Genomic DNA, 19,252 nt, shown 5'->3' on the forward strand with positions numbered 1-19,252 from the left:
CTATTTTGAGAGTATCTTTTTATAATCCCACATATATAATACACATTTGAGCAGCTACATATGTAAACCAAATCCAAAGTGGCTCATACTTCAATTTACGCCCTCCGATATCTGTCACGCCAATAATGAAATCAGAAATTACAAACAGTAAGCCACCAAACGCTGGTATCCACCATATCCCTGTATTTTCATAATATAAGGCGAATGCAAAGCAAGCCATTCCTCCAACCCACAATCCGTAAATTAGAGCTCCTATCGTAAACAACTTATCCTGTTTATCATTTCGGATAAAGAAGAACCATCCTACAATTAGAAAGAGCCCATATACGAGTAAGCCAATCCAAAAACCATTCCATGAAATTCCTGTTTGCAAAAATGCTTTTACATAAAAACAATGAGCAACAGCGAAAGTAACCATCCCTCCAATTAATCGATGACCAATTGGAATCAGCCCAGCCATAAACAAATCTCCCACAGTTGATAAAGTCATACCAAGTGCAACCCACGTACTATACTCTACAGATGGATCTTGTAACCATATGCAAATTGCACTACCTGTTAAAGAAAAACTAAGAATAAGACGAATTGCTAAAGGTAACGGCATATTATCTTTCGTTCTTTTTGTCTGCCCCATTGCATAAATTGCACCAATAAAAAAAAGAAATATTTGCCCAATTAACACCACGTAAAGTAGATTCATAATATTTTCTCCTCAATAAATGCTTTTTGTATCTTTTTTCGTTACACTTAGTCTATTATCCTTTTTCTATAAAAAAAGAAGAACAGTACTGTTCTTCCATTGTAATCGCTTTTCTGCTCTCTATGCTACTTGTTTTTCTTGCTCCATTTTTTGCTTAGCTGGTGTCCTATTTACCACAATGATTCCCGCGGCTACACATGCTAAACCGAGTAGCACAAATGAATGAATTGCTTCACCTAAAATCATGCTCGATAATAACACACCAAATACGGGTATAAAGAACATATACATAGATACTTTTCCAACCTTGTTATACTTCATAATTGTATTCCAAATGCAAAAACCAGCTGCAGATAAGAAAGATAAATAAATTAGCATAAGTAGTGCATGTAGACTAAATGTAAATGGCATGACTCCAACTTGTAAAGCCCCTATACATAATAATCCTGTAGAACCAAAAATCATTTGGTATGCTGTCATATAACCAATATCTAATGTTTTACTACCTTCTTTTGCTAATATGTTTCCATATGAATACAGCATTGCTGCACTAAGAAGTAATAAGCTTCCGATCCCAAAATGAAATGATAAGCTACCATCACTCGGCACATTTACTAAAATGACGCCACAAAAACCAATAGATACCCCAATTAATTTTCGCATATTGAGAGCATCATCTTTATATAAAAAATGGGCGAGTAAAATTTGAAAGAATGATGATGTTCCTGAAATGATAGCTCCTTCAATTCCTGAACTATAACTCATTCCAATGTAAAAACAGATATATTGAAGAAACGTTTGGAATAAACCAATTTGTATTAACTGTTTCCCTGTTCCTTTTTTGAAGCTCATATCTTTTCCTAACACTTTAAAGAATAATAAGAGCATGACTCCAGATAAAAAGAAACGATAACCGGCAAATAATATTTGCTCTCCAACTTCTTGTGGTTGAATTCCAAGTTCAACATAACTTAATTTAATAAAAGGAAATGCGCTTCCCCATAAAAAAGTTGCTACTATTGCAGCAATAAATACGCCAATCGGATGGGTAAAAATTTTCTCTGTCTTCACTTGTTGTCTTCCTTTCCGATCTTTTTATGAACAATATTCATATATACCAGAGGAGTTGCGAAAACACAAGTTTTCCGTTTATACTTGAAACAAAACCGTACCATCTCATAAAAACATATGATATACTATAGAATAATTACAACATAAGAACTATTAAAAACAGATTCAACAGAAATGCTGCTATCCATTATGGATGGCAGCTTTCGTCGTTTTATAGGGGTTTCGATTTTGATTATTTTTCTCAATAAGAATGCGGAAGGAGCGGGTAGTAATGAACTCAGAAGTAAAAACGTTACAGTCAAAAGAAACAATTTCTCATCCCTCTTTATGGGACACATTAAAAAAACATTATGAACTTGTATTTGCAGTAGCATCTGGTATTTTTATTTTAGTTGGCTGGTTATTCACAAAGAACGATGTAATGAATGTAGGTATTACTTGCTATATCCTTGCTTATATAGTTGGTGGATATGCAAAAGCGAAAGAAGGCATTGAAGATACGATTGAAGAAAAAGAGCTAAATGTTGAAATGCTAATGCTCTTTGCAGCTATTGGTGCTGCAATTATTGGCTACTGGGCAGAAGGGGCTATCTTAATCTTTATCTTTGCGCTCAGCGGTGCTATGGAATCTTATACATTAAGTAAGAGCCAAAAAGAAATTTCCGCTCTTCTTGACTTACAACCCGAAGAAGCATTACGCATTTCCAACGGAACGGAGGAACGTGTTCCTGTTGGAGAGTTACAAATTAACGACATTATTTTAATTAAACCAGGTGAACGTGTTCCCGCTGACGGTACGATTCATAACGGTGAAACAAATATTGATGAAGCAGCAATCACGGGAGAACCTATTCCAAATGAGAAAAGACATGGCGATGAAGTATTTGCAGGTACTGTAAATTTACGTGGTGCTATCGAAGTTAAAATTACGAAGCCAAGCGATCAAACATTATTCCAAAAAATTATCCGTCTCGTCCAAAGTGCACAAAGTGAAAAATCACCATCACAACTATTCATCGAAAAGTTTGAAGGAACATACGTAAAAGGTGTACTACTCGTTGTTGCGCTTATGATGTTCGTTCCTCATTTCTTACTTGACTGGAGCTGGAATGAAACGTTTTATCGCGCTATGATCTTACTTGTAGTCGCATCTCCTTGTGCACTCGTTGCTGCCATTACACCAGCAACGTTATCTGCAATTTCTAACGGAGCAAGAAATGGAATTCTCTTTAAAGGTGGCATACATTTAGAACGCCTCGCTTCAGTAAAAGCAATCGCCTTTGATAAAACAGGAACATTAACAGAAGGAAAACCTACCGTAACAGATGTATATGTTCGAGAAAATATGACAGAAAAAGAAGTACTTTCTATTACAGCATCCATTGAAAGTCACTCTACACATCCTTTGGCTGCATCTATTGTTAAATATGCACAACATGCGTACGACATTACATTAAAAAAACCTGAAAAGGTTGAAGATGTAACTGGTTTTGGGCTAAAAGGAATATTCGAAAACAACGCTTATAAAATAGGTAAAGCTGATTTTATCGGTGAAGAAACAAAAACATTTCATAATGGTATTTCTGCCTCACTTGAAAAGGAAGGTAAAACTGTCGTTTATATTAGTGATGAGGGAGGCATTCTTGGACTTATCGCTTTAAAAGATACGCTTCGCCAAGAAACAATAGCTGCTATTCGTGAATTACAAAGCATTGGTGTCGAAGCAATTATGATTACTGGAGATAATGAAGAAACGGCAAAAGCAATTGCCTCTGAAAGTAATATAAAGGAATATTACGCATCATGTTTACCAGAAACAAAAGTTGAAACGATTAAAAAGTTAAAAGAAAAATACGGTACAGTAGCAATGGTCGGAGACGGTATAAATGATGCACCTGCACTAGCTACTGCTAGCATTGGTGTCGCAATGGGAGAAGGAACAGATGTAGCTTTAGAAACTGCGGATGTTGTACTGATGAAGAACGAACTATCTCGTCTTTCCCAAGCAATTCGTTTATCAAAACGAATGAACCGTATTGTGAAGCAAAACGTAATCTTTTCGCTAGCCGTTATTGCCATGCTAATTTGTTCAAACTTCTTGCAATTTTTAGCTCTTCCATTCGGTGTTATTGGCCATGAAGGAAGTACGATTCTTGTCATTTTGAATGGCTTACGATTATTAAAAGGCAGCAAATAAAACGGGTCCCTCATAGAGGACCCGTTTTTTTTAATGATAGCTATTATGACCGTTCGCACTGCTACTCGTTTTATGCTTTGGATGCGAACTGCTCTTTTGTTTATTATTACTTTTATTATTATGGTTCTTTTTATTATTACTCATGAAATATCCCCCCTGTTCCTTTTTATTATGGAACAAGAGCTCATTATTCATTACGGGAATTATTGTCACCGGTTCTATAATGGTGGAGTAAACCATTAATTTCACCGCCAAGTAAAATTACCCATCCAGTTAAGTAAAACCATAACATTAAAATAATGATACCACCGAGACCACCATATGTATTGGCGTAATTCGCAAACTTATCTACATAATAAGCAAATGAGTACGATACCACAATCCATCCTACAGTAGCAAATAACGCCCCTGAAATAACTTCTCTTCTTTTTAACTTTCGATCTGGGGCAAATGTATATAAGAAACTAAACAAAGCAAATAGCACGAAGAAACTCGCTACTAATCGTGTAATGCTCCACACGAAAGAAAAACTATCTGATAAACCGAGTGCTTTAAACACTGCTGCTCCAATAACTTGTCCGAATACCGGAACAATTAACGCAAAGACAATCATAAAAATAATAGCTAATGTAAACACAATTGATAACGCTCTTGTTGTAATAAAAGAACGTGTTTCCTTCACGTCATAAGCGCGGTTAAAAGCATTCATAACCGCATTAACACCATTTGAGGCAAACCATAACATGGATAATAAACCAAATGATAATAAACCACCATTTTGCTGGTTTACAACTTTATCTACATTTACCTCAATTAAGTTCATTGCATCATCTGGTACATAAACCTCTAATAAACTAAGCACATCCTCTGTTTGAATGGGAATAAATCCAAGAAGCGTAATTAAGAAAACGAGCCCAGGAAAAATTGCAAGCAAGAAGAAATAAGCGAGCTGTGCTGCCAAGCCCGCTACATCATCGCGCATCGTCCGGTCATATAAATCTTTACCAAACGAATAAGTACGATTTCTTCTCACCTTTTCTAAAATTTTTCTCATATATGTTTAAACGCTTTTCTTCTCTTCTTTATCTTGCTTTAACTCAATGTACGCTTCAGTTTTTTTTTCCACTGCATTTGAGTCTTTCATAAATAATTCACGCGCTTCTTTCATACCACCATCTTCAGCAACTACTGGCTCTTCTTCTGCTTTCAGCTCATCTACCTTTGGAGATACAGCTTGAATTTCAATCGTTTCTGGCTTTTCTTCTGGCTCAACTTTTTTCTTACTAAAAATTTCTTTCGTTTCTTTTAACGTCTCTACAACAGATGGCGTTAATTTTTTAATTTCTGCTACTTTCGCTTTTACCACATTGAAATCAGCAAGTTCGCGTCCTTTATCTGTAACAGTTTGCACTTTTTCTTTGATCTTTGCATTTTCACCAATTTCAATCATCTTTGTTTTTGCTTTTTCTGCTGTATTTTTTACTTTTTCACGGTTTTCTTTCTTTAACATGGATACAGCTACACCTGCCGCTACACCAATCGCAATGTTTCGAGCAATATTATTTTTCTTTGCCATATTCCTTCACCCTTTCATTTCTTATGTTAGAAAGTATTTCTTTCTAAGCTTCCTCATATTCCTTGTTCATTTCGAATGAAAGCTAATAGCTTTGCACACCCTTCTGTTACAAGGTCATATACTTCTTGGAAATTCCCTGTATAGTAAGGGTCAGGAACGTCTGTCCAGCCACCGTCTGGAACAAAGTCGGACAGCCTACCAATATAGCCTCCAGTTTTACCTAAACTTTTTAAATCTGCTATATTCTTGTTGTCCATGGCAATAATATAATCAAACTTTGTTAAGTCTTCTTTTTCTACTTGCCTTGCTTTAATTCCTTCAAAAGTGACTGCATTTTCTTTTAAAATTTTTTGTGTTCCTTTATGTGGCGGATGGCCAACATGCCAATCTCCAGTTCCTGCAGAATCAATGACAATTTTCTCTTCAAGTCCCTCTTTTTCGACAAGATTTCGAAAAATCGCTTCTGCCATCGGAGAACGGCAAATGTTCCCAAGACAAACAAACAATACTTGAACCATACTTTTGTTTCTTCCCTTCTTGGTGCATTTCTTGGTGCATTTCTTTATATATACTTATAGTATAAACAACCAATTATTAAATATAAAGGAAATCCCTACTAATTTAATGGGATTGAAAAGATTCATTAACGAAAATGATAAAAAATGTTAAGATAGCCTTATGTTATTTTAAAGGGGGACACTTCGGTGGATTTATCCGTAAAGTCAGAAGAAAACGTTGAATATATGGTCGAAGCTATTAAAGAAAAATTACGTATGGTTAATGCTGGAGCGATGAGAGCTGCTAGTTTTAACGAAGAAATGTACGAAGATTTACGTGACATTTATAATCATGTTATGAAACGTGAAACATTCAGCATTAGTGAAATGCAAGCTATTACAGAAGAATTAGGTACATTAATTAAAAAGTAAAAAAGCCTCTCTTATATGAGGCTCTTTTTTATTTCCAACAAATTCATGACAACTCTTCTCTTTCCCTCAACCAACTGTAAAATATTGTACAATAGAAGTAGAACCTCACCTTAGATTTTTCTCCATACATACTACTCACAAATAATAGCAACACTACCATTGCTAACTGTTTTTACTGGAGGTGCTTACTTATGAGCAATTGGTACAGTAAGACGAAAGATCAAACATTAATTGACCTAGAAACAAACGAACAACACGGTTTAACAGATGAAATTGTAAGTGAACGTTTAAAGCAATACGGTTCTAATGAATTAGCTACAAAACAAAAACGCACTTTATGGCAGCGTATTTTCGCCCAAATTAATGACGTCCTCGTATATGTCCTTATTATTGCTGCCCTTATTTCTGCCTTTGTAGGTGAATGGGCGGATGCCAGTATTATCGCGCTTGTTGTAGTTTTAAATGCTGTTATCGGTGTTGTCCAAGAATCTAAAGCAGAACAAGCTTTAGAGGCACTAAAAAAGATGGCAACACCTAAAGCCATCGTCAAGAGACATGGTGAACTAAAAGAAATTCCATCTGAGCACGTCGTTCCAGGTGATATCGTTATGCTCGACGCCGGACGATATATCCCATGCGATTTACGCCTTATTGAAACCGCAAATTTAAAAGTTGAAGAATCTGCTCTAACTGGTGAATCTGTCCCTGTTGATAAAGATGCAATCTACCACCCTTCCATGCAAAGTGATGAACAAGTACCACTCGGCGATCAAAAAAACATGGCCTTTATGTCTACTCTTGTAACATACGGAAGAGGCGTCGGTGTTGCTGTTGAAACTGGAATGAACTCACAAATTGGTAAGATTGCTACCCTTTTACATGAAGCAGACGATGATATGACACCACTTCAAAAAAGCTTAGCACAAGTCGGAAAATATTTAGGCTTTGTCGCTGTAGCTATTTGTATCATTATGTTCCTCATCGGTTTTTTACAAGGCCGGGATACGTTAGAAATGTTTATGACTGCTATTAGTTTAGCCGTTGCAGCTATTCCAGAAGGCTTGCCAGCTATCGTTTCCATCGTTCTTGCAATTGGTGTGCTACGTATGATTAAACAAAACGTTATCATTCGCAAACTACCAGCTGTTGAAGCCCTCGGTTCTGTCACAATTATTTGTTCAGATAAAACAGGTACGTTAACGCAAAATAAAATGACCGTTACTCACTTTTATAGTGATAACACATACGATCGCTTAGAAAGTTTAAATGTAAATAATGATGCGCAACGTCTATTGTTAGAAAATATGGTGCTATGTAATGATGCGTCTTATAATAACGAATCACAAACGGGAGACCCGACTGAAATTGCACTTCTCGTTGCTGGAACCACTTTTAACATGCAAAAAGATTATTTAGAAAAAATACATGAACGTGTTAACGAAGTACCTTTCGATTCAGATCGTAAAATGATGTCAACCGTGCATACATACGATGAAAGCTACTATAGCATGACGAAAGGCGCTATCGATAAGCTCTTACCTCGATGTACCCATATTTTTAAAAACGGCAAAATCGAGATTTTAACTGATTCTGATAAAAATCAAATATTAGAAGCTGCCGGAGCAATGTCTCAAGAAGCTTTAAGAGTACTTTCATTCGCATTTAAACAATACAATTCAAACGATATGGATATAAATCATCTTGAAGAAAATCTTATCTTTATTGGTCTTGTCGGTATGATTGATCCACCACGAACTGAAGTGAAAGATTCAATTAAAGAATGTAAAAAAGCCGGTATTCGCACAGTTATGATTACCGGTGACCATAAAGATACCGCCTTTGCAATTGCCAAAGAACTTGGCATTGCTGAAGAAATATCGGAAATTATGATTGGAACTGAATTAGATAACATTTCTGATACAGAACTAGCTAGCAAAATTAATCATTTAAATGTATTCGCTAGAGTCTCTCCAGAGCATAAAGTGAAAATTGTAAAGGCATTACGCGCGAAAGGAAATATCGTTTCTATGACTGGTGATGGTGTCAATGATGCACCATCTTTAAAGCAAGCTGATGTTGGCGTAGCGATGGGCATTACAGGAACAGACGTTGCAAAAGGGGCAGCAGATGTCGTGTTAACAGATGATAATTTCTCATCTATTGTGAAAGCCGTTGAAGAAGGTAGAAATATTTATCGTAACATAAAAAAATCAATTCTCTTCCTACTCTCTTGTAACTTCGGAGAAATTATCACTTTATTTTTAGCCATTTTACTCGGCTGGGCAACACCACTACGACCTATTCACATTTTGTGGGTAAATTTAATTACAGATACCCTGCCTGCATTATCACTTGGGGTTGATCCTGAAGATCCTGATGTGATGAAGGAAAAACCACGACATGCGAAAGAAAGCTTATTTAGTGGTAGCGTTCCTTTCCTTATTTTCAATGGGATTGTCATTGGGCTTTTGACGCTAATAGCCTTTATCGCCGGAGCAAAGTTCTATACTGGAGATACACATTTATTCCCTCTTTTCCCAGAGCAAATTGATGAGGATGCTCTATTACACGCTCAAACGATGGCATTTGTCGTTCTTAGTTTTTCTCAGCTCGTTCATTCATTTAACTTGCGTTCAAGAACGAAATCAATTTTTTCCATTGGGATCTTTACAAATAAATATTTAGTCTTCTCCCTTCTTATCGGTGTTCTTATGCAAGTTTGTATCATTTCCATCCCGCCCCTTGCAAATATATTCGGTGTACATGCATTAACGATGCGAGATTGGGGATTTGTTCTCTTATTAAGTATCATTCCACTTATTGTGAATGAGATTATTAAATTAGTGAAGAGAAACTAAAAGGCAATGAGGAATAGTCCTCATTGCCTTTTCATTTACCCTACTATTTTCCGTGCAGTAAAACTCCCACCTCAAAATTCAGTTTGAGCAAAGAAGTTAGGTGGTAGATTAACTGCCCATAAATGTCCAATTGGTGAAGGCTAATAATCGGTGGGGATGAACAAAACCCCACTGATTAAAGTTTCACTTTATCCTTGTAATTCTTTTTTGATATTCTCTGTTAATGTAGCCATACGTTTGCGGCTTTCTTCACGCTCACGTTTGTTTTGTTCTTCAATTTGTTGTGTTTCTTGCATACCTCTTGAAATAATGTTCCAAGTTTCCTCAAGTGTTTCCATCTTAATACTAGAAGAACCTGATAATCTCGCTACTTCTACACTTTGCGTTGCGATATTCTGTGCATTTTTCTTAAGTAATTCATTTGTACGGCGATCCAGTTCAGCCATAGAATCTGCAACAAGCTTTTGACGCTTCGCATTTACCGCTTGAATGATACCATTTTTAAAGATAGGAATCGTTGTAATAAATGCTGTATTAATTTTACCAATTAATTTATTATTACCACGTTGAATCATACGAATTTGTGGTGCTGTAAGTAGCGCAACCATACGCGCTTTTTCTAAATCATCAATACGTTGCTCTAAAATTTCAACCGAGTTTTTAAGCGACTCTAATTCAATACCTGCTAATTGATCATTATTACGCACACGCTCTTCATACATCGGAACTAACTCTGTATTTAAACGCTCTAATAACATTTCTCCTGCTACTACGTACTTCTCTAAGTCTAAATAATATTTTAAGTTTTGCTCATACAAGCCATCTAACGTACCAATTGATTTTTTCATCTCATCTTGGTACTTCGTAATTTCCACATACACTTTATCAATTTCACGGCCCATCGTTTGATACTTGCTAAAGATTTGTTCAATCATTTTATCCGCTTTTTTGAACATACGTGAGAAGAAACCACTTTTCTCTTCCGCAAAGTCTTTGCTATCAAATCTGTCCATAATTTTACCAAGCTGTTTTAGTAATTCACCAGAATCTTCTATCTTTGATAATGACATTGTATGTAAAATTTGATCAGCAAAACGTGAAATTTCCATAGAAGGTTCTTTTCCAAGTTCAATTAATTCTAATTGATCTTTAATATCTACCGCATTATAAATACGTTGTACATCCGCATCTTGTCTAAGTTGCAAGCGAACATCTTGTGCTGTTTGCTCATTTAATTCTGTTTTCGGATCTAGTACGACTGGGTTATTCATATGGTATTCTCCCTTTCCTTATAAAAATGGACGAAATAGTCCTTTTATTGTTTGTGATAAATTTTTATAGGCTGATGAACCATGAAACTCAAGATCGAAATTAACCTCTTCAAGCCAATGGGAATCAAATGCCCCCGCTTCAATATACGGTTCAATATCGTTTCTTCCCGTTGGATTGAAATGGAATACATCTACTCCAATTTGATTTAAAAATAGTAATAAAACAGCATCAGAACGAGTTAACTCTCCACTCTTCTCATTATTAAATATAACAATTTTCGGCACATCTTGTGAATAATCAAATTTCTCAAGCTGTTCTAAAATATTCGGTGGTATTTGAGAAAGTTGCGCGAAAACATATAGCGCTACATCTTGTTTTGTCTCTTTCGCAATTGGTTTGCACATTTCACTTTCACACGTATGGATAATCGCTTCTGCAATCCCATGTTGTAAACCTTCCGGTAAACGCTTATGCGGCCACCAATGGCTATTCATAATTAGATCAGGATGTAATTTCCCCCCACGGTCTAATGCATCTCGATAATGATATTGGAAGTTTGCTTTTTGCTCTTTCGTAAATGGGAATGTATTAACTAGTATACTGTTATCAAATGATGTAACAGCCTTTAATCGTTGAAAATACTCTTTATCATTCTTTGAAACGCCTGATATTTTCGCAAATAAAGAAGGGATATAAATATGTTTATTTTCAACAAAGAATGTCGGGCGTACAAACGCCTTTTCTTTCGTAATTAAAAAGAGCTCATCATATGTTGTTTTTAGTGTACGAGCTACAGGCGTATAGGAACGGAATTGCCACGGCTTGTACAGCAGTGAATTATCGTGGTGAAGTACTTGCTCAATTTCTTTTGAAGCTTGATACGCTACTGTTGCCACACGCTCGCGGCGGCGATCTGGAAATGGTTCAAGAGAAATACGGCCTGGATGAGACACAATAAAGGTCCTTCCCTCTTCATCAACATTCTCAAATCCATCTTTTCCTTCTGGGTGATAATAAAGCACATCACAACCGAGCATAATAAGAAAGTATAAGAAATATATACGGCTTTCCTGTGCATCACCATACCAAACGATACGCGGCATCTGTTTCTTATAATTAATCGTAGAAAACCACTTCGCTACATAATTTTCGCTTAGTTTAATTATGTCGATTAAGAAACGACGGAAGCCTTCTGTCTTTAACGACTGATTATGTTGTTTCTCATATAATTTCAATAGTGAAATAAACGTCGTATGTATGTAATGCTGTAAATCAGGATTGTCTACTTTCGGTAAAAGTTGTTTCCCAGATAAGTGTGCAACTAACCTATTTACTGTCAGACCATTTGGTGCTTCTTGATGTAATCCGAACACTTCTTGAATATGACGAAGCTTTTCCGAATCAATCACTTTGTTTAAATTTTGTTCGTGTAAAACTTCGATTCCTTTCGCTTCACTATAATCAAACAGTTCATTAAAATATTCATCTACATCATTAGGAACGCCAAGGATTCGACATGCTATATAACTAAATTTCATCTCATTCTCTGTCAGTTCATATTGTGGACGTTTTTCTAAAAGCGTTTCAAATTGCTTTAAATCTGATTCATCTTTTAATGCATATGGTTGAAGTGTAAAACGTGAAAACACAACAGTTCACCTCCAAAAACAGTTACGTTTTTTCTAAGTCCTTCTTCTATTATAAACTATTTTTTGTTATAAAAAATGGGCGCTCGCAAAACGAGCAAACCCATTTCAATTATTTATTATCTTCTTTAGTAGCTGCAACTTCTTCTTTAGCTTGTCCAGAATTCTTCATGTAGTGAATTATAAATGTTGCTCCAAATGCTACAACTAAAATAATAAAGAATAGTGTATGACTAATCTCAATCTCGATTAAAGACAGTAACATTTTCGATGCAATAATTAAGATTAAAATGTATGCTGTCGTTTCAAGCTCTGGAATACGCTCTAATAATTTCAAGAATACACCGGCAATACCACGCATCATTAAAATACCTAGCATTCCGCCTAATAATAAAATCCAAACTTCATTAGATACACCAAATGCAGCAAGTACACTATCTACAGAGAATGCGATATCCATTAATTCGACCATGGCAACTGTTCCCCAGAAGACACCGAACATTCTGAAGAAAATACTGTTTTGGTTCATACCATGAGCTTCCTCTTCTTCACCTGCACCTTTACGCTTATCAATAAAGTATTTTACTGATAACCAAGCAAGGTAAAGTGCACCAAGAAGTTTTACCCACCATAATTTAATCAAGAACATTCCGATTCCAATTGCAATAAAGCGGAATATATAAGCTCCAATAAGTCCATAGAATAATGCTTTTTTACGTTTCTCTTCAGGAAGGTGTTTTACCATTACCGCTAACACAAGTGCGTTATCAGCAGATAACAACCCTTCAAGTACAACAAGTGTACCAATTAATCCCCAAGATACTGGATCTTGCAACACTTTAATCCACATGTCCAAGTCGAAAAACTGAGCATACGTATCAAGGATTCCTTGCAAAATACTCATCTTACCTTTATCCCCTATTCTTTGCTAGATTTATAGAAAGGTCAAAAAAAGGAAACGAATATCGTTTCCTTTCTATGCATCCAAGCCATACGCTCTTACAAGCGCACCTAAACCACCTTGGAATCCACTTCCTACTGCATTAAACTTCCACTGTCCATTATGACGGTATAATTCACAAAAGACAACTGCTGTTTCGATAGAGAAGTCTTCCCCTAAATCAAAACGAAGAACTTCTTCGTTCGTCTCTTCATTCGCTAAACGAACGAATGCGTTTCCTACTTGTCCAAAGTTTTGATTACGGCCTTCCGCATCATAAATTGTAACTGTAATAGCAATTTTATGAACGTCTGCTGGAACCTTTTTCAAATCTACAACAAGTTGCTCATCGTCGCCTTCGCCTTCACCTGTTCTGTTATCGCCAGTATGTAAAACTGATCCACAAGGAGACTTTAAATTATTATAGAAGATAAAATCAGTTTCCTTCGTACATTTCCCGTTTGCATCTAATAAAAAAGCAGATGCATCTAAATCGAAATCGTCTCCGCCATCATAAGATTTAATATCCCATCCAAGACCAATTACTGCTTTTGTTAAACCAGGACTCGTCTTACCTAAATCAATCTTCTGTCCTTTTTGTAACTGAATAGCCATTTATATTCACCTCTATATTTTTATCTTTAAAAATATACCCATCAGTAAACATGCATTTCACCAATGGATATATAAATTGAATCTATTACTCTACATCTAAACCAAAGTTATTACATAGAGACGCTAATCCACCTTGGAATCCACTTCCGATTGCATTGAACTTCCAATCACCTGCATGGCGGTATAATTCACCTACTACTACCGCTGTTTCAATAGAGAAATCTTCTCCTAAATCGTAACGAATTAACTCTGCATTCTTTTCTTCATCGAGAATACGTACGAATGAGTTAGAAACTTGACCAAAGTTTTGGCTGCGGCCTTCTCCATCATAAATTGTAATTGTGAAACAAATACGTTCGATGTGAGCAGGAACATTTTTTAAATCGATTTTAATCGCTTCATCATCGCCTTCGCCTTCACCAGTTCGGTTATCTCCTAAATGCTCTACAGCACCATTCGCACCTTTGGGATTATTATAGAAAACGAAATCTTCTGCTCCTGAAACTTTACCGTTCGCACCTACTAAAAAGATACTAACATCTAAATCGAAATCAGCTTGTCCATCATAACGATTTGTATCCCAGCCAAGCCCTACAAGTACCTTTGATAAACCTGGATTTGTTTTTGTTAAATCTACCTTTTGTCCCTTTTTTAAAGAAATAGATGCCATTTAAAAATTCCTCCTTAGTTTATCCTATTGATAACGTGATACAATCTCACTTAAGTTTTTATCTTGCGTGCCTTCTCCAACTGCTGAAAACTTCCACTCATTTTCGTAGCGATACATTTCTCCTGCAATTAAAGTTGTTTTACTAGCATAGTTTTCTGATAAATTATAACGTGCTAATTCCTCACCTGTATGAGGATTTTGAATACGAATATAAGCGTTACGAATCATACCAAAGTCTTGACGTCTGTTTACACAGTCATAAATATTTACAACGAATACTAAACGGTTAATACGACTTGGGACTTTATGTAATTCTACAAAGATTGTTTCATCGTCACCTTCGCCTTCACCTGTTAAATTATCTCCTGAATGAATAATACTACCACAAGTAGAAAGTTTGTTTCCGAAGTAAACTAAATCATTTTTGTTTAAAAAACGATCTCCTTCTAACATAACAACAGATGCATCACAATCTATATTTGGTTTACTTCCAAATAATGAAGACAGAAATCCACCTGATTGCCCAATTGGATCCCAGCCTAAGCCAACCTGTAGTTTTGCTACTTTTGGTTGTCCTTTCGTTAAATCGATCTTTTGACCTTTTTCTAAAATAATAGGCATGAAGTTTCTCCCTTTCTACAAAGCATTTTCCATATCGGAAAATATTGTATTCTTCTCTTATATTGTAGCATTATTTACCTATTGATAAAAAGGATAAATTCTCAGTTATATGAAAACATTCATATAATTTACTTATGATGATGTAATAAGTGGTAAATAGCACCAATCATTCCTGCACAATTACCGTTTTGTGCAAGTTCAATCTCACAATTATTATAAATCTCTTGATTTAAGTATTTACTGACCTCTTCTTTTACTTCTTTTAAAAACTCATTTCCTCTATCGGTAATTCCTCCCCCAATAATAATTGTTTCTGGATTAAAAATATAAGCAAGATTACTAATTCCGATTGCCAAATGTTTAAAGAAAATCCCAACTGCTTGAGCAACTTCTCTATCTCCTTTATCATACAACTCAAAAATTGTTCTCCCATTCCACTCGCCTTTGCCTTTATATTTTCTTACAAGCCGAATTAATCCTGAAATCGAAGCAACCTCTTCAAACGTTTTTCCTTCTATTAGCATATTCCCCCATTCACCAGCACTAAATGAATGTCCTCGGTACAATTCTCCATCTATAAAAATTGCTCCCCCAACTCCTGTTCCAATGGTGAGCATAATAAAGTTCTCTTTCTCTCTTACACTACCATTCCACTTTTCTCCAAACGCTGCACAATTCACATCATTGTCAATCGATACTGGAACTTTTAATATCTCTTGCAATCTATCAATAATAGGAATAGTACTATATCCCGGAATATGATCCGCGCCTCCCGTCACAATTCCCTTATTAATATCAACAATTCCCGCAGTGCTAATACCAATTCCGGCAATAGTATGTTCATTCATTAATTTTTTTGATAAAAGAATGAGTTTTTGAATAATTTGTTCTCCGCCTAAGTGAATTTCTGTTGCAACTGTTTTACGCTTTAATACTCTCCCTGCTTCTGAAATAATGCCATACTTAATTTGCGTACCGCCAATATCAAACGCTATATACTCTTTCATCTACTGCCACTTCCTCTACCGTTATGAATGTAAATTCTCCACCTCTATTATTTGTAGGAAATCTACATTAACTCTTTTCTGCTTTGACAAATATACCACCTTTTTCTATATATAGTTTTTTTTGCATAAAACTCTTTTTCCTAAGAAATATTACAAAGGGATGTATTTTAGATGGAACATTCATTTCTTAGGAGGAAAACCATGACGAAAATCTTCATTTTAGCATCAACACTCTCTCTATCTTTTTTTAGCGGTTTAAATATCGGTAATGCTGCAACTGAAAACTTCCAACTATTAACAAACGCTATTGTACAAAATAGCGATCATTTTGCAGAAGGAAACTCAAAGGATAATAATAAACCTCCAGGAAATAACGGTTCTCAGGACGATAGTGGTTCCGGTGGCAGCGGCTCTGGTGAAAACGGTTCTGGTGGCGATGGCGGCAACGGTTCCGGCGGTAACGGTTCTGGTGGCGATGGCGGCAACGGTTCCGGCGGTAACGGTTCTGATGGCAGTGGCTCTGGCGGCAATGGTTCCGGCGATAACGGTTCTGGTGGCAACGGTTCTAGCGGCAGTGGTTCCGGCGGCAGTGGTTCTGGCGGTAACGGTTCTGGTGGTAACCGTTCTGGTAGCAACGGCTCTGGTGGCAGCGGTTCTGGCGGTAACGGTTCTGGTGGTAACCGTTCTGGTGGCGATGGTTCTGGTGGCAGTGGCTCACACGGCGGTAATGGCTCTCAAGGTGGCAATCGTGTTAAAGGCGATAGCAGTTCTCAAGGTGGTAATGGCTCTCAAGGCAATCGTGTTAAAGGCGATAGCAGTTCTCAAGGGGATAATGTAAAAGATAATACAAAAAAACAAGGTGATAAATTACCTAATACTGCAACGCATTACCCTATATCTATTTTAATGGGTCTTTCAACATTCCTAATTGGTATGTTACTGTTTATTCGTCGTAAAAACGTAAAATAAGAGCAACATCCTTCCATCAAAAGAATACATGAAATACAGTATAAAACTAAAAAGGACTTTGGATTATATTTTATTATGCAACCCAAAGTCCTTTTTATCACCTATCAGAAAAAGTATTAATACGCTTTTCCCCAATACACCATTTGTTTAGCTTCTTTACCACAACAAATGCATTCTTCAGCTAAATGCTCTTGCTCAAAAGGCATACAACGTGAAGATACTCCAACTTCTTCTTTTAGTTTTTCTTCACAAGCTAATTCCCCGCACCACATTGCCTTAATAAAGCCTTGCTTTTCGTCAGCTATTTTTTTCATCTCTTCGAAATTTGTCGCAACATACGTATTCTCATCGCGAAATGCTTTTGCTTTATTAAATAAAGCAATATGAATTTCTTCAAGTAATGCTGGAATACGTTCTTCTAATTGATCCATTGGTACAAACTCTTTTTCCTTCGTATCTCTTCTTACAAGTACAACTTGATTCTTTTCAATATCTTTAGGGCCAACTTCTAATCGAATTGGAATCCCCTTCATTTCATACTCATTAAATTTCCAGCCTGGTGTTTTATTACTAGCATCTATTTTTACTCGTGCAACCTTTTGAATATGTGCTTGTAACTCTATTGCTTTTGCTAAAACTCCTTCTTTATGCTGAGCAATCGGTACAATAACAACTTGCACTGGAGCGACTTTTGGTGGCATTACAAGTCCATTATTATCACTATGAACCATTATTAGCCCGCCTATCATTCTTGTTGATACACCCCAAGATGTTTGGTGCACATATTGCCACTTACCGTTACGATCTAAAAACTTAATATCAAATGCTTCTGAGAAATTCGTGCCAAAGTTATGAGAGGTTCCTGTTTGAAGTGCTTTTCCATCATGCATTAAACTTTCAATTGTATAAGTTGCCTTTGCTCCAGCAAACTTCTCTTTTTCTGTTTTTTGTCCTTTAATAACTGGTATTGCTAAATAATCCTCACAGAAAGAAGCATATAAGTTTAAAATATTTAATGTTTCAGCCTGCGATTCTTCTGCCGTTTCATGGATTGTATGACCCTCTTGCCATAAAAATTCAGTCGTACGAAGGAACGGCCTAGTTGTCTTCTCCCAACGAACTACTGAACACCACTGATTATATAACTTTGGCAAATCATTATAGGATTGCACAATTTTTGAAAAGTGCTCACAGAATAAAGTTTCAGATGTAGGACGTACACAAAGTCTTTCCGCTAACTTTTCATCTCCACCATGCGTAACCCATGCTACTTCAGGAGCAAATCCTTCAACATGATCCTTCTCTTTTTGCAATAAACTCTCTGGGATAAACATTGGCATATATACATTTTCATGGCCAGTTCCTTTTAACTTCTCATCTATCACCTTCTGCATATTCTCCCATAAGGCATAGCCATACGGACGTAAAATCATGCACCCTTTTACACTTGAATAATCAACAAGTTCGGCTTTTTTTACAATATCGGTATACCACTGCGCAAAGTCCTCTTCCATCTTCGTAATGGCTTGCACTTGTTCTTTTGCCATAGTCAGTCTTCCTCCTTCTAGAAAATACAAAAAAGCCCGCGTCCCTAAATAGGGACCGAGCTTTGCCGGCGTTACCACCCTGATTCATGCACAAAAATTGCGCATGCTCTCTTTTTGATAACGGGAAATTCCCGCTGCATATGCAGAACTCAAAGGCAGGTTCCATATTGCCTTTTTAAGAATCTTTCAGCCTGATGGATTCTCTCTCTGCTAAAAAGGTTGAACATGTACTAGTCCTTTTTCATCGTTATAACGAAATAAATTTGTTGATTATCATAATACAAATTCTTTTTTAAAACAATAGCTAATTTTCTTATTTTTATATATCCTTTTCATTTTTTGCAGTTTTATACGTAGCTTTTCCGCGTAATTTTCACAAGTTGATGTGCAATCATACCGATAAGTGTACCAAGTAGGACAAAGAAACCAATAAATCCATATCCCATTCCTTCCCACCCACCAATAACCATCATTGTAACGGGAAAGGACGCTAAGCAAAGAAGTATTAAACTAAGTGCAAATATAATATCAAACTGTTTGTCTGGAAACCGTTTCTTTAGTAAATATGAAATAGCAAATACAAGGATAATCGTGATTCCGCCAATGATGTAAAAAATACCAAATCCATCTAACC

18 protein-coding genes and 1 other annotated feature are annotated in these 19,252 nt (G+C 36.2%); of the genes, 4 read left to right on the forward strand and 14 right to left on the reverse strand.

Features of this window, described 5'->3' with window-relative positions; genetic code table 11:
- Nucleotides 1-19: 19 nt before the first annotated feature.
- Nucleotides 20-700, reverse strand: a complete 681-nt coding sequence (locus ABWK52_RS19015; protein WP_001051073.1) for a lysoplasmalogenase — start codon at nucleotides 698-700, stop codon at nucleotides 20-22.
- Between the two features lie 120 nt (nucleotides 701-820).
- A complete protein-coding gene (locus ABWK52_RS19020; protein ID WP_000845729.1) occupies nucleotides 821-1,771 on the reverse strand; it encodes a DMT family transporter in 951 nt (316 codons plus the stop codon).
- Between the two features lie 271 nt (nucleotides 1,772-2,042).
- On the opposite strand from ABWK52_RS19020, the gene ABWK52_RS19025 reads away from it, so the two are divergent.
- Nucleotides 2,043-3,968 carry a heavy metal translocating P-type ATPase gene (locus tag ABWK52_RS19025; RefSeq protein ID WP_001083773.1) on the forward strand — a complete coding sequence of 642 codons (1,926 nt, stop codon included), beginning with the start codon at nucleotides 2,043-2,045 and terminating at the stop codon, nucleotides 3,966-3,968.
- Nucleotides 3,969-4,155: 187 nt separating this feature from the next.
- On the opposite strand, the gene ABWK52_RS19030 is transcribed toward ABWK52_RS19025, so the two are convergent.
- From ABWK52_RS19030 to ABWK52_RS19040, 3 genes are read right to left on the reverse strand one after another with little or no spacing between them, the layout of a single operon-like run.
- Nucleotides 4,156-5,022, reverse strand: a complete 867-nt coding sequence (locus ABWK52_RS19030; protein ID WP_001226536.1) for a YihY/virulence factor BrkB family protein — start codon at nucleotides 5,020-5,022, stop codon at nucleotides 4,156-4,158.
- A gap of 6 nt (nucleotides 5,023-5,028) precedes the next feature.
- Nucleotides 5,029-5,544 (reverse strand): DUF4075 domain-containing protein, encoded by a 516-nt coding sequence (locus ABWK52_RS19035; RefSeq protein ID WP_001085388.1) that lies wholly within the window; start codon nucleotides 5,542-5,544, stop codon nucleotides 5,029-5,031.
- Between the two features lie 53 nt (nucleotides 5,545-5,597).
- On the reverse strand, nucleotides 5,598-6,062 hold the full coding sequence (locus ABWK52_RS19040) for a low molecular weight protein-tyrosine-phosphatase (protein ID WP_098542199.1): 465 nt from the start codon (nucleotides 6,060-6,062) through the stop codon (nucleotides 5,598-5,600).
- Nucleotides 6,063-6,248: 186 nt separating this feature from the next.
- Here ABWK52_RS19040 and ABWK52_RS19045 point away from each other — a divergent pair, with 186 nt between their 5' ends.
- Together ABWK52_RS19045 and ABWK52_RS19050 are read left to right on the forward strand one after the other, a co-directional pair.
- Nucleotides 6,249-6,473 carry a DUF1128 domain-containing protein gene (locus tag ABWK52_RS19045; protein ID WP_000366199.1) on the forward strand — a complete coding sequence of 75 codons (225 nt, stop codon included), beginning with the start codon at nucleotides 6,249-6,251 and terminating at the stop codon, nucleotides 6,471-6,473.
- Nucleotides 6,474-6,664: 191 nt separating this feature from the next.
- Nucleotides 6,665-9,331: a cation-translocating P-type ATPase gene (locus ABWK52_RS19050; protein ID WP_098542197.1), complete on the forward strand. Its 2,667-nt coding sequence runs from the start codon at nucleotides 6,665-6,667 to the stop codon at nucleotides 9,329-9,331.
- Nucleotides 9,332-9,519: 188 nt separating this feature from the next.
- On the opposite strand, the gene ABWK52_RS19055 is transcribed toward ABWK52_RS19050, so the two are convergent.
- The 7 genes from ABWK52_RS19055 to ABWK52_RS19085 form a co-directional block, all read right to left on the reverse strand.
- Entirely contained in the window at nucleotides 9,520-10,602 is a 1,083-nt protein-coding gene (locus ABWK52_RS19055; protein ID WP_001064409.1) for a toxic anion resistance protein, read from the reverse strand.
- Between the two features lie 18 nt (nucleotides 10,603-10,620).
- Entirely contained in the window at nucleotides 10,621-12,252 is a 1,632-nt protein-coding gene (locus ABWK52_RS19060) for a YceG family protein (protein ID WP_000492865.1), read from the reverse strand.
- A gap of 109 nt (nucleotides 12,253-12,361) precedes the next feature.
- Complete coding sequence (locus ABWK52_RS19065; protein WP_000025688.1) at nucleotides 12,362-13,153, reverse strand: TerC family protein; 792 nt, start codon at nucleotides 13,151-13,153, stop codon at nucleotides 12,362-12,364.
- A gap of 72 nt (nucleotides 13,154-13,225) precedes the next feature.
- On the reverse strand, nucleotides 13,226-13,804 hold the full coding sequence (locus ABWK52_RS19070; RefSeq protein ID WP_001007532.1) for a TerD family protein: 579 nt from the start codon (nucleotides 13,802-13,804) through the stop codon (nucleotides 13,226-13,228).
- A gap of 85 nt (nucleotides 13,805-13,889) precedes the next feature.
- On the reverse strand, nucleotides 13,890-14,474 hold the full coding sequence (locus ABWK52_RS19075) for a TerD family protein (protein WP_000146720.1): 585 nt from the start codon (nucleotides 14,472-14,474) through the stop codon (nucleotides 13,890-13,892).
- Nucleotides 14,475-14,498: 24 nt separating this feature from the next.
- A complete protein-coding gene (locus ABWK52_RS19080; protein WP_001121578.1) occupies nucleotides 14,499-15,095 on the reverse strand; it encodes a TerD family protein in 597 nt (198 codons plus the stop codon).
- A 128-nt stretch (nucleotides 15,096-15,223) separates the two neighbouring features.
- The gene (locus ABWK52_RS19085; RefSeq protein WP_000666107.1) at nucleotides 15,224-16,102 is read right to left on the reverse strand and encodes an ROK family protein; all 879 of its coding nucleotides are present in this window, start codon (nucleotides 16,100-16,102) and stop codon (nucleotides 15,224-15,226) included.
- 201 nt (nucleotides 16,103-16,303) lie between these two features.
- On the opposite strand from ABWK52_RS19085, the gene ABWK52_RS19090 reads away from it, so the two are divergent.
- The gene (locus tag ABWK52_RS19090; RefSeq protein WP_353772074.1) at nucleotides 16,304-17,071 is read left to right on the forward strand and encodes an LPXTG cell wall anchor domain-containing protein; all 768 of its coding nucleotides are present in this window, start codon (nucleotides 16,304-16,306) and stop codon (nucleotides 17,069-17,071) included.
- Nucleotides 17,072-17,187: 116 nt separating this feature from the next.
- Here the strand turns inward: ABWK52_RS19090 and proS are convergent, their stop codons facing one another.
- Both proS and ABWK52_RS19100 read right to left on the reverse strand, forming a co-directional pair.
- Nucleotides 17,188-18,618 (reverse strand): proline--tRNA ligase, encoded by a 1,431-nt coding sequence (gene proS / locus ABWK52_RS19095; RefSeq protein WP_001040944.1) that lies wholly within the window; start codon nucleotides 18,616-18,618, stop codon nucleotides 17,188-17,190.
- Between the two features lie 47 nt (nucleotides 18,619-18,665).
- Nucleotides 18,666-18,872: a binding site (T-box leader), on the reverse strand.
- A gap of 93 nt (nucleotides 18,873-18,965) precedes the next feature.
- Nucleotides 18,966-19,252 (reverse strand): YesK-like family protein (locus ABWK52_RS19100; RefSeq protein ID WP_353772075.1); only part of this gene is annotated, 287 nt, incomplete at its 5' end.

The organism is Bacillus sp. AP50, from assembly GCF_040492675.1.
In the GTDB taxonomy this organism is placed as follows: domain Bacteria; phylum Bacillota; class Bacilli; order Bacillales; family Bacillaceae_G; genus Bacillus_A; species Bacillus_A cereus.

Bases quoted from the DNA above. Each gene is read 5' to 3' on its own strand.
- ABWK52_RS19015 (WP_001051073.1), bottom strand. From the start codon at position 700: ATGAATCTACTTTACGTGGTGTTAATTGGGCAAATATTTCTTTTTTTT.
- ABWK52_RS19025 (WP_001083773.1), top strand. From the start codon at position 2,043: ATGAACTCAGAAGTAAAAACGTTACAGTCAAAAGAAACAATTTCTCAT.
- ABWK52_RS19030 (WP_001226536.1), bottom strand. From the start codon at position 5,022: ATGAGAAAAATTTTAGAAAAGGTGAGAAGAAATCGTACTTATTCGTTT.
- ABWK52_RS19035 (WP_001085388.1), bottom strand. From the start codon at position 5,544: ATGGCAAAGAAAAATAATATTGCTCGAAACATTGCGATTGGTGTAGCG.
- ABWK52_RS19040 (WP_098542199.1), bottom strand. From the start codon at position 6,062: ATGGTTCAAGTATTGTTTGTTTGTCTTGGGAACATTTGCCGTTCTCCG.
- ABWK52_RS19050 (WP_098542197.1), top strand. From the start codon at position 6,665: ATGAGCAATTGGTACAGTAAGACGAAAGATCAAACATTAATTGACCTA.
- ABWK52_RS19055 (WP_001064409.1), bottom strand. From the start codon at position 10,602: ATGAATAACCCAGTCGTACTAGATCCGAAAACAGAATTAAATGAGCAA.
- ABWK52_RS19065 (WP_000025688.1), bottom strand. From the start codon at position 13,153: ATGAGTATTTTGCAAGGAATCCTTGATACGTATGCTCAGTTTTTCGAC.
- ABWK52_RS19070 (WP_001007532.1), bottom strand. From the start codon at position 13,804: ATGGCTATTCAGTTACAAAAAGGACAGAAGATTGATTTAGGTAAGACG.
- ABWK52_RS19075 (WP_000146720.1), bottom strand. From the start codon at position 14,474: ATGGCATCTATTTCTTTAAAAAAGGGACAAAAGGTAGATTTAACAAAA.
- ABWK52_RS19080 (WP_001121578.1), bottom strand. From the start codon at position 15,095: ATGCCTATTATTTTAGAAAAAGGTCAAAAGATCGATTTAACGAAAGGA.
- ABWK52_RS19085 (WP_000666107.1), bottom strand. From the start codon at position 16,102: ATGAAAGAGTATATAGCGTTTGATATTGGCGGTACGCAAATTAAGTAT.
- ABWK52_RS19090 (WP_353772074.1), top strand. From the start codon at position 16,304: ATGACGAAAATCTTCATTTTAGCATCAACACTCTCTCTATCTTTTTTT.
- proS (WP_001040944.1), bottom strand. From the start codon at position 18,618: ATGGCAAAAGAACAAGTGCAAGCCATTACGAAGATGGAAGAGGACTTT.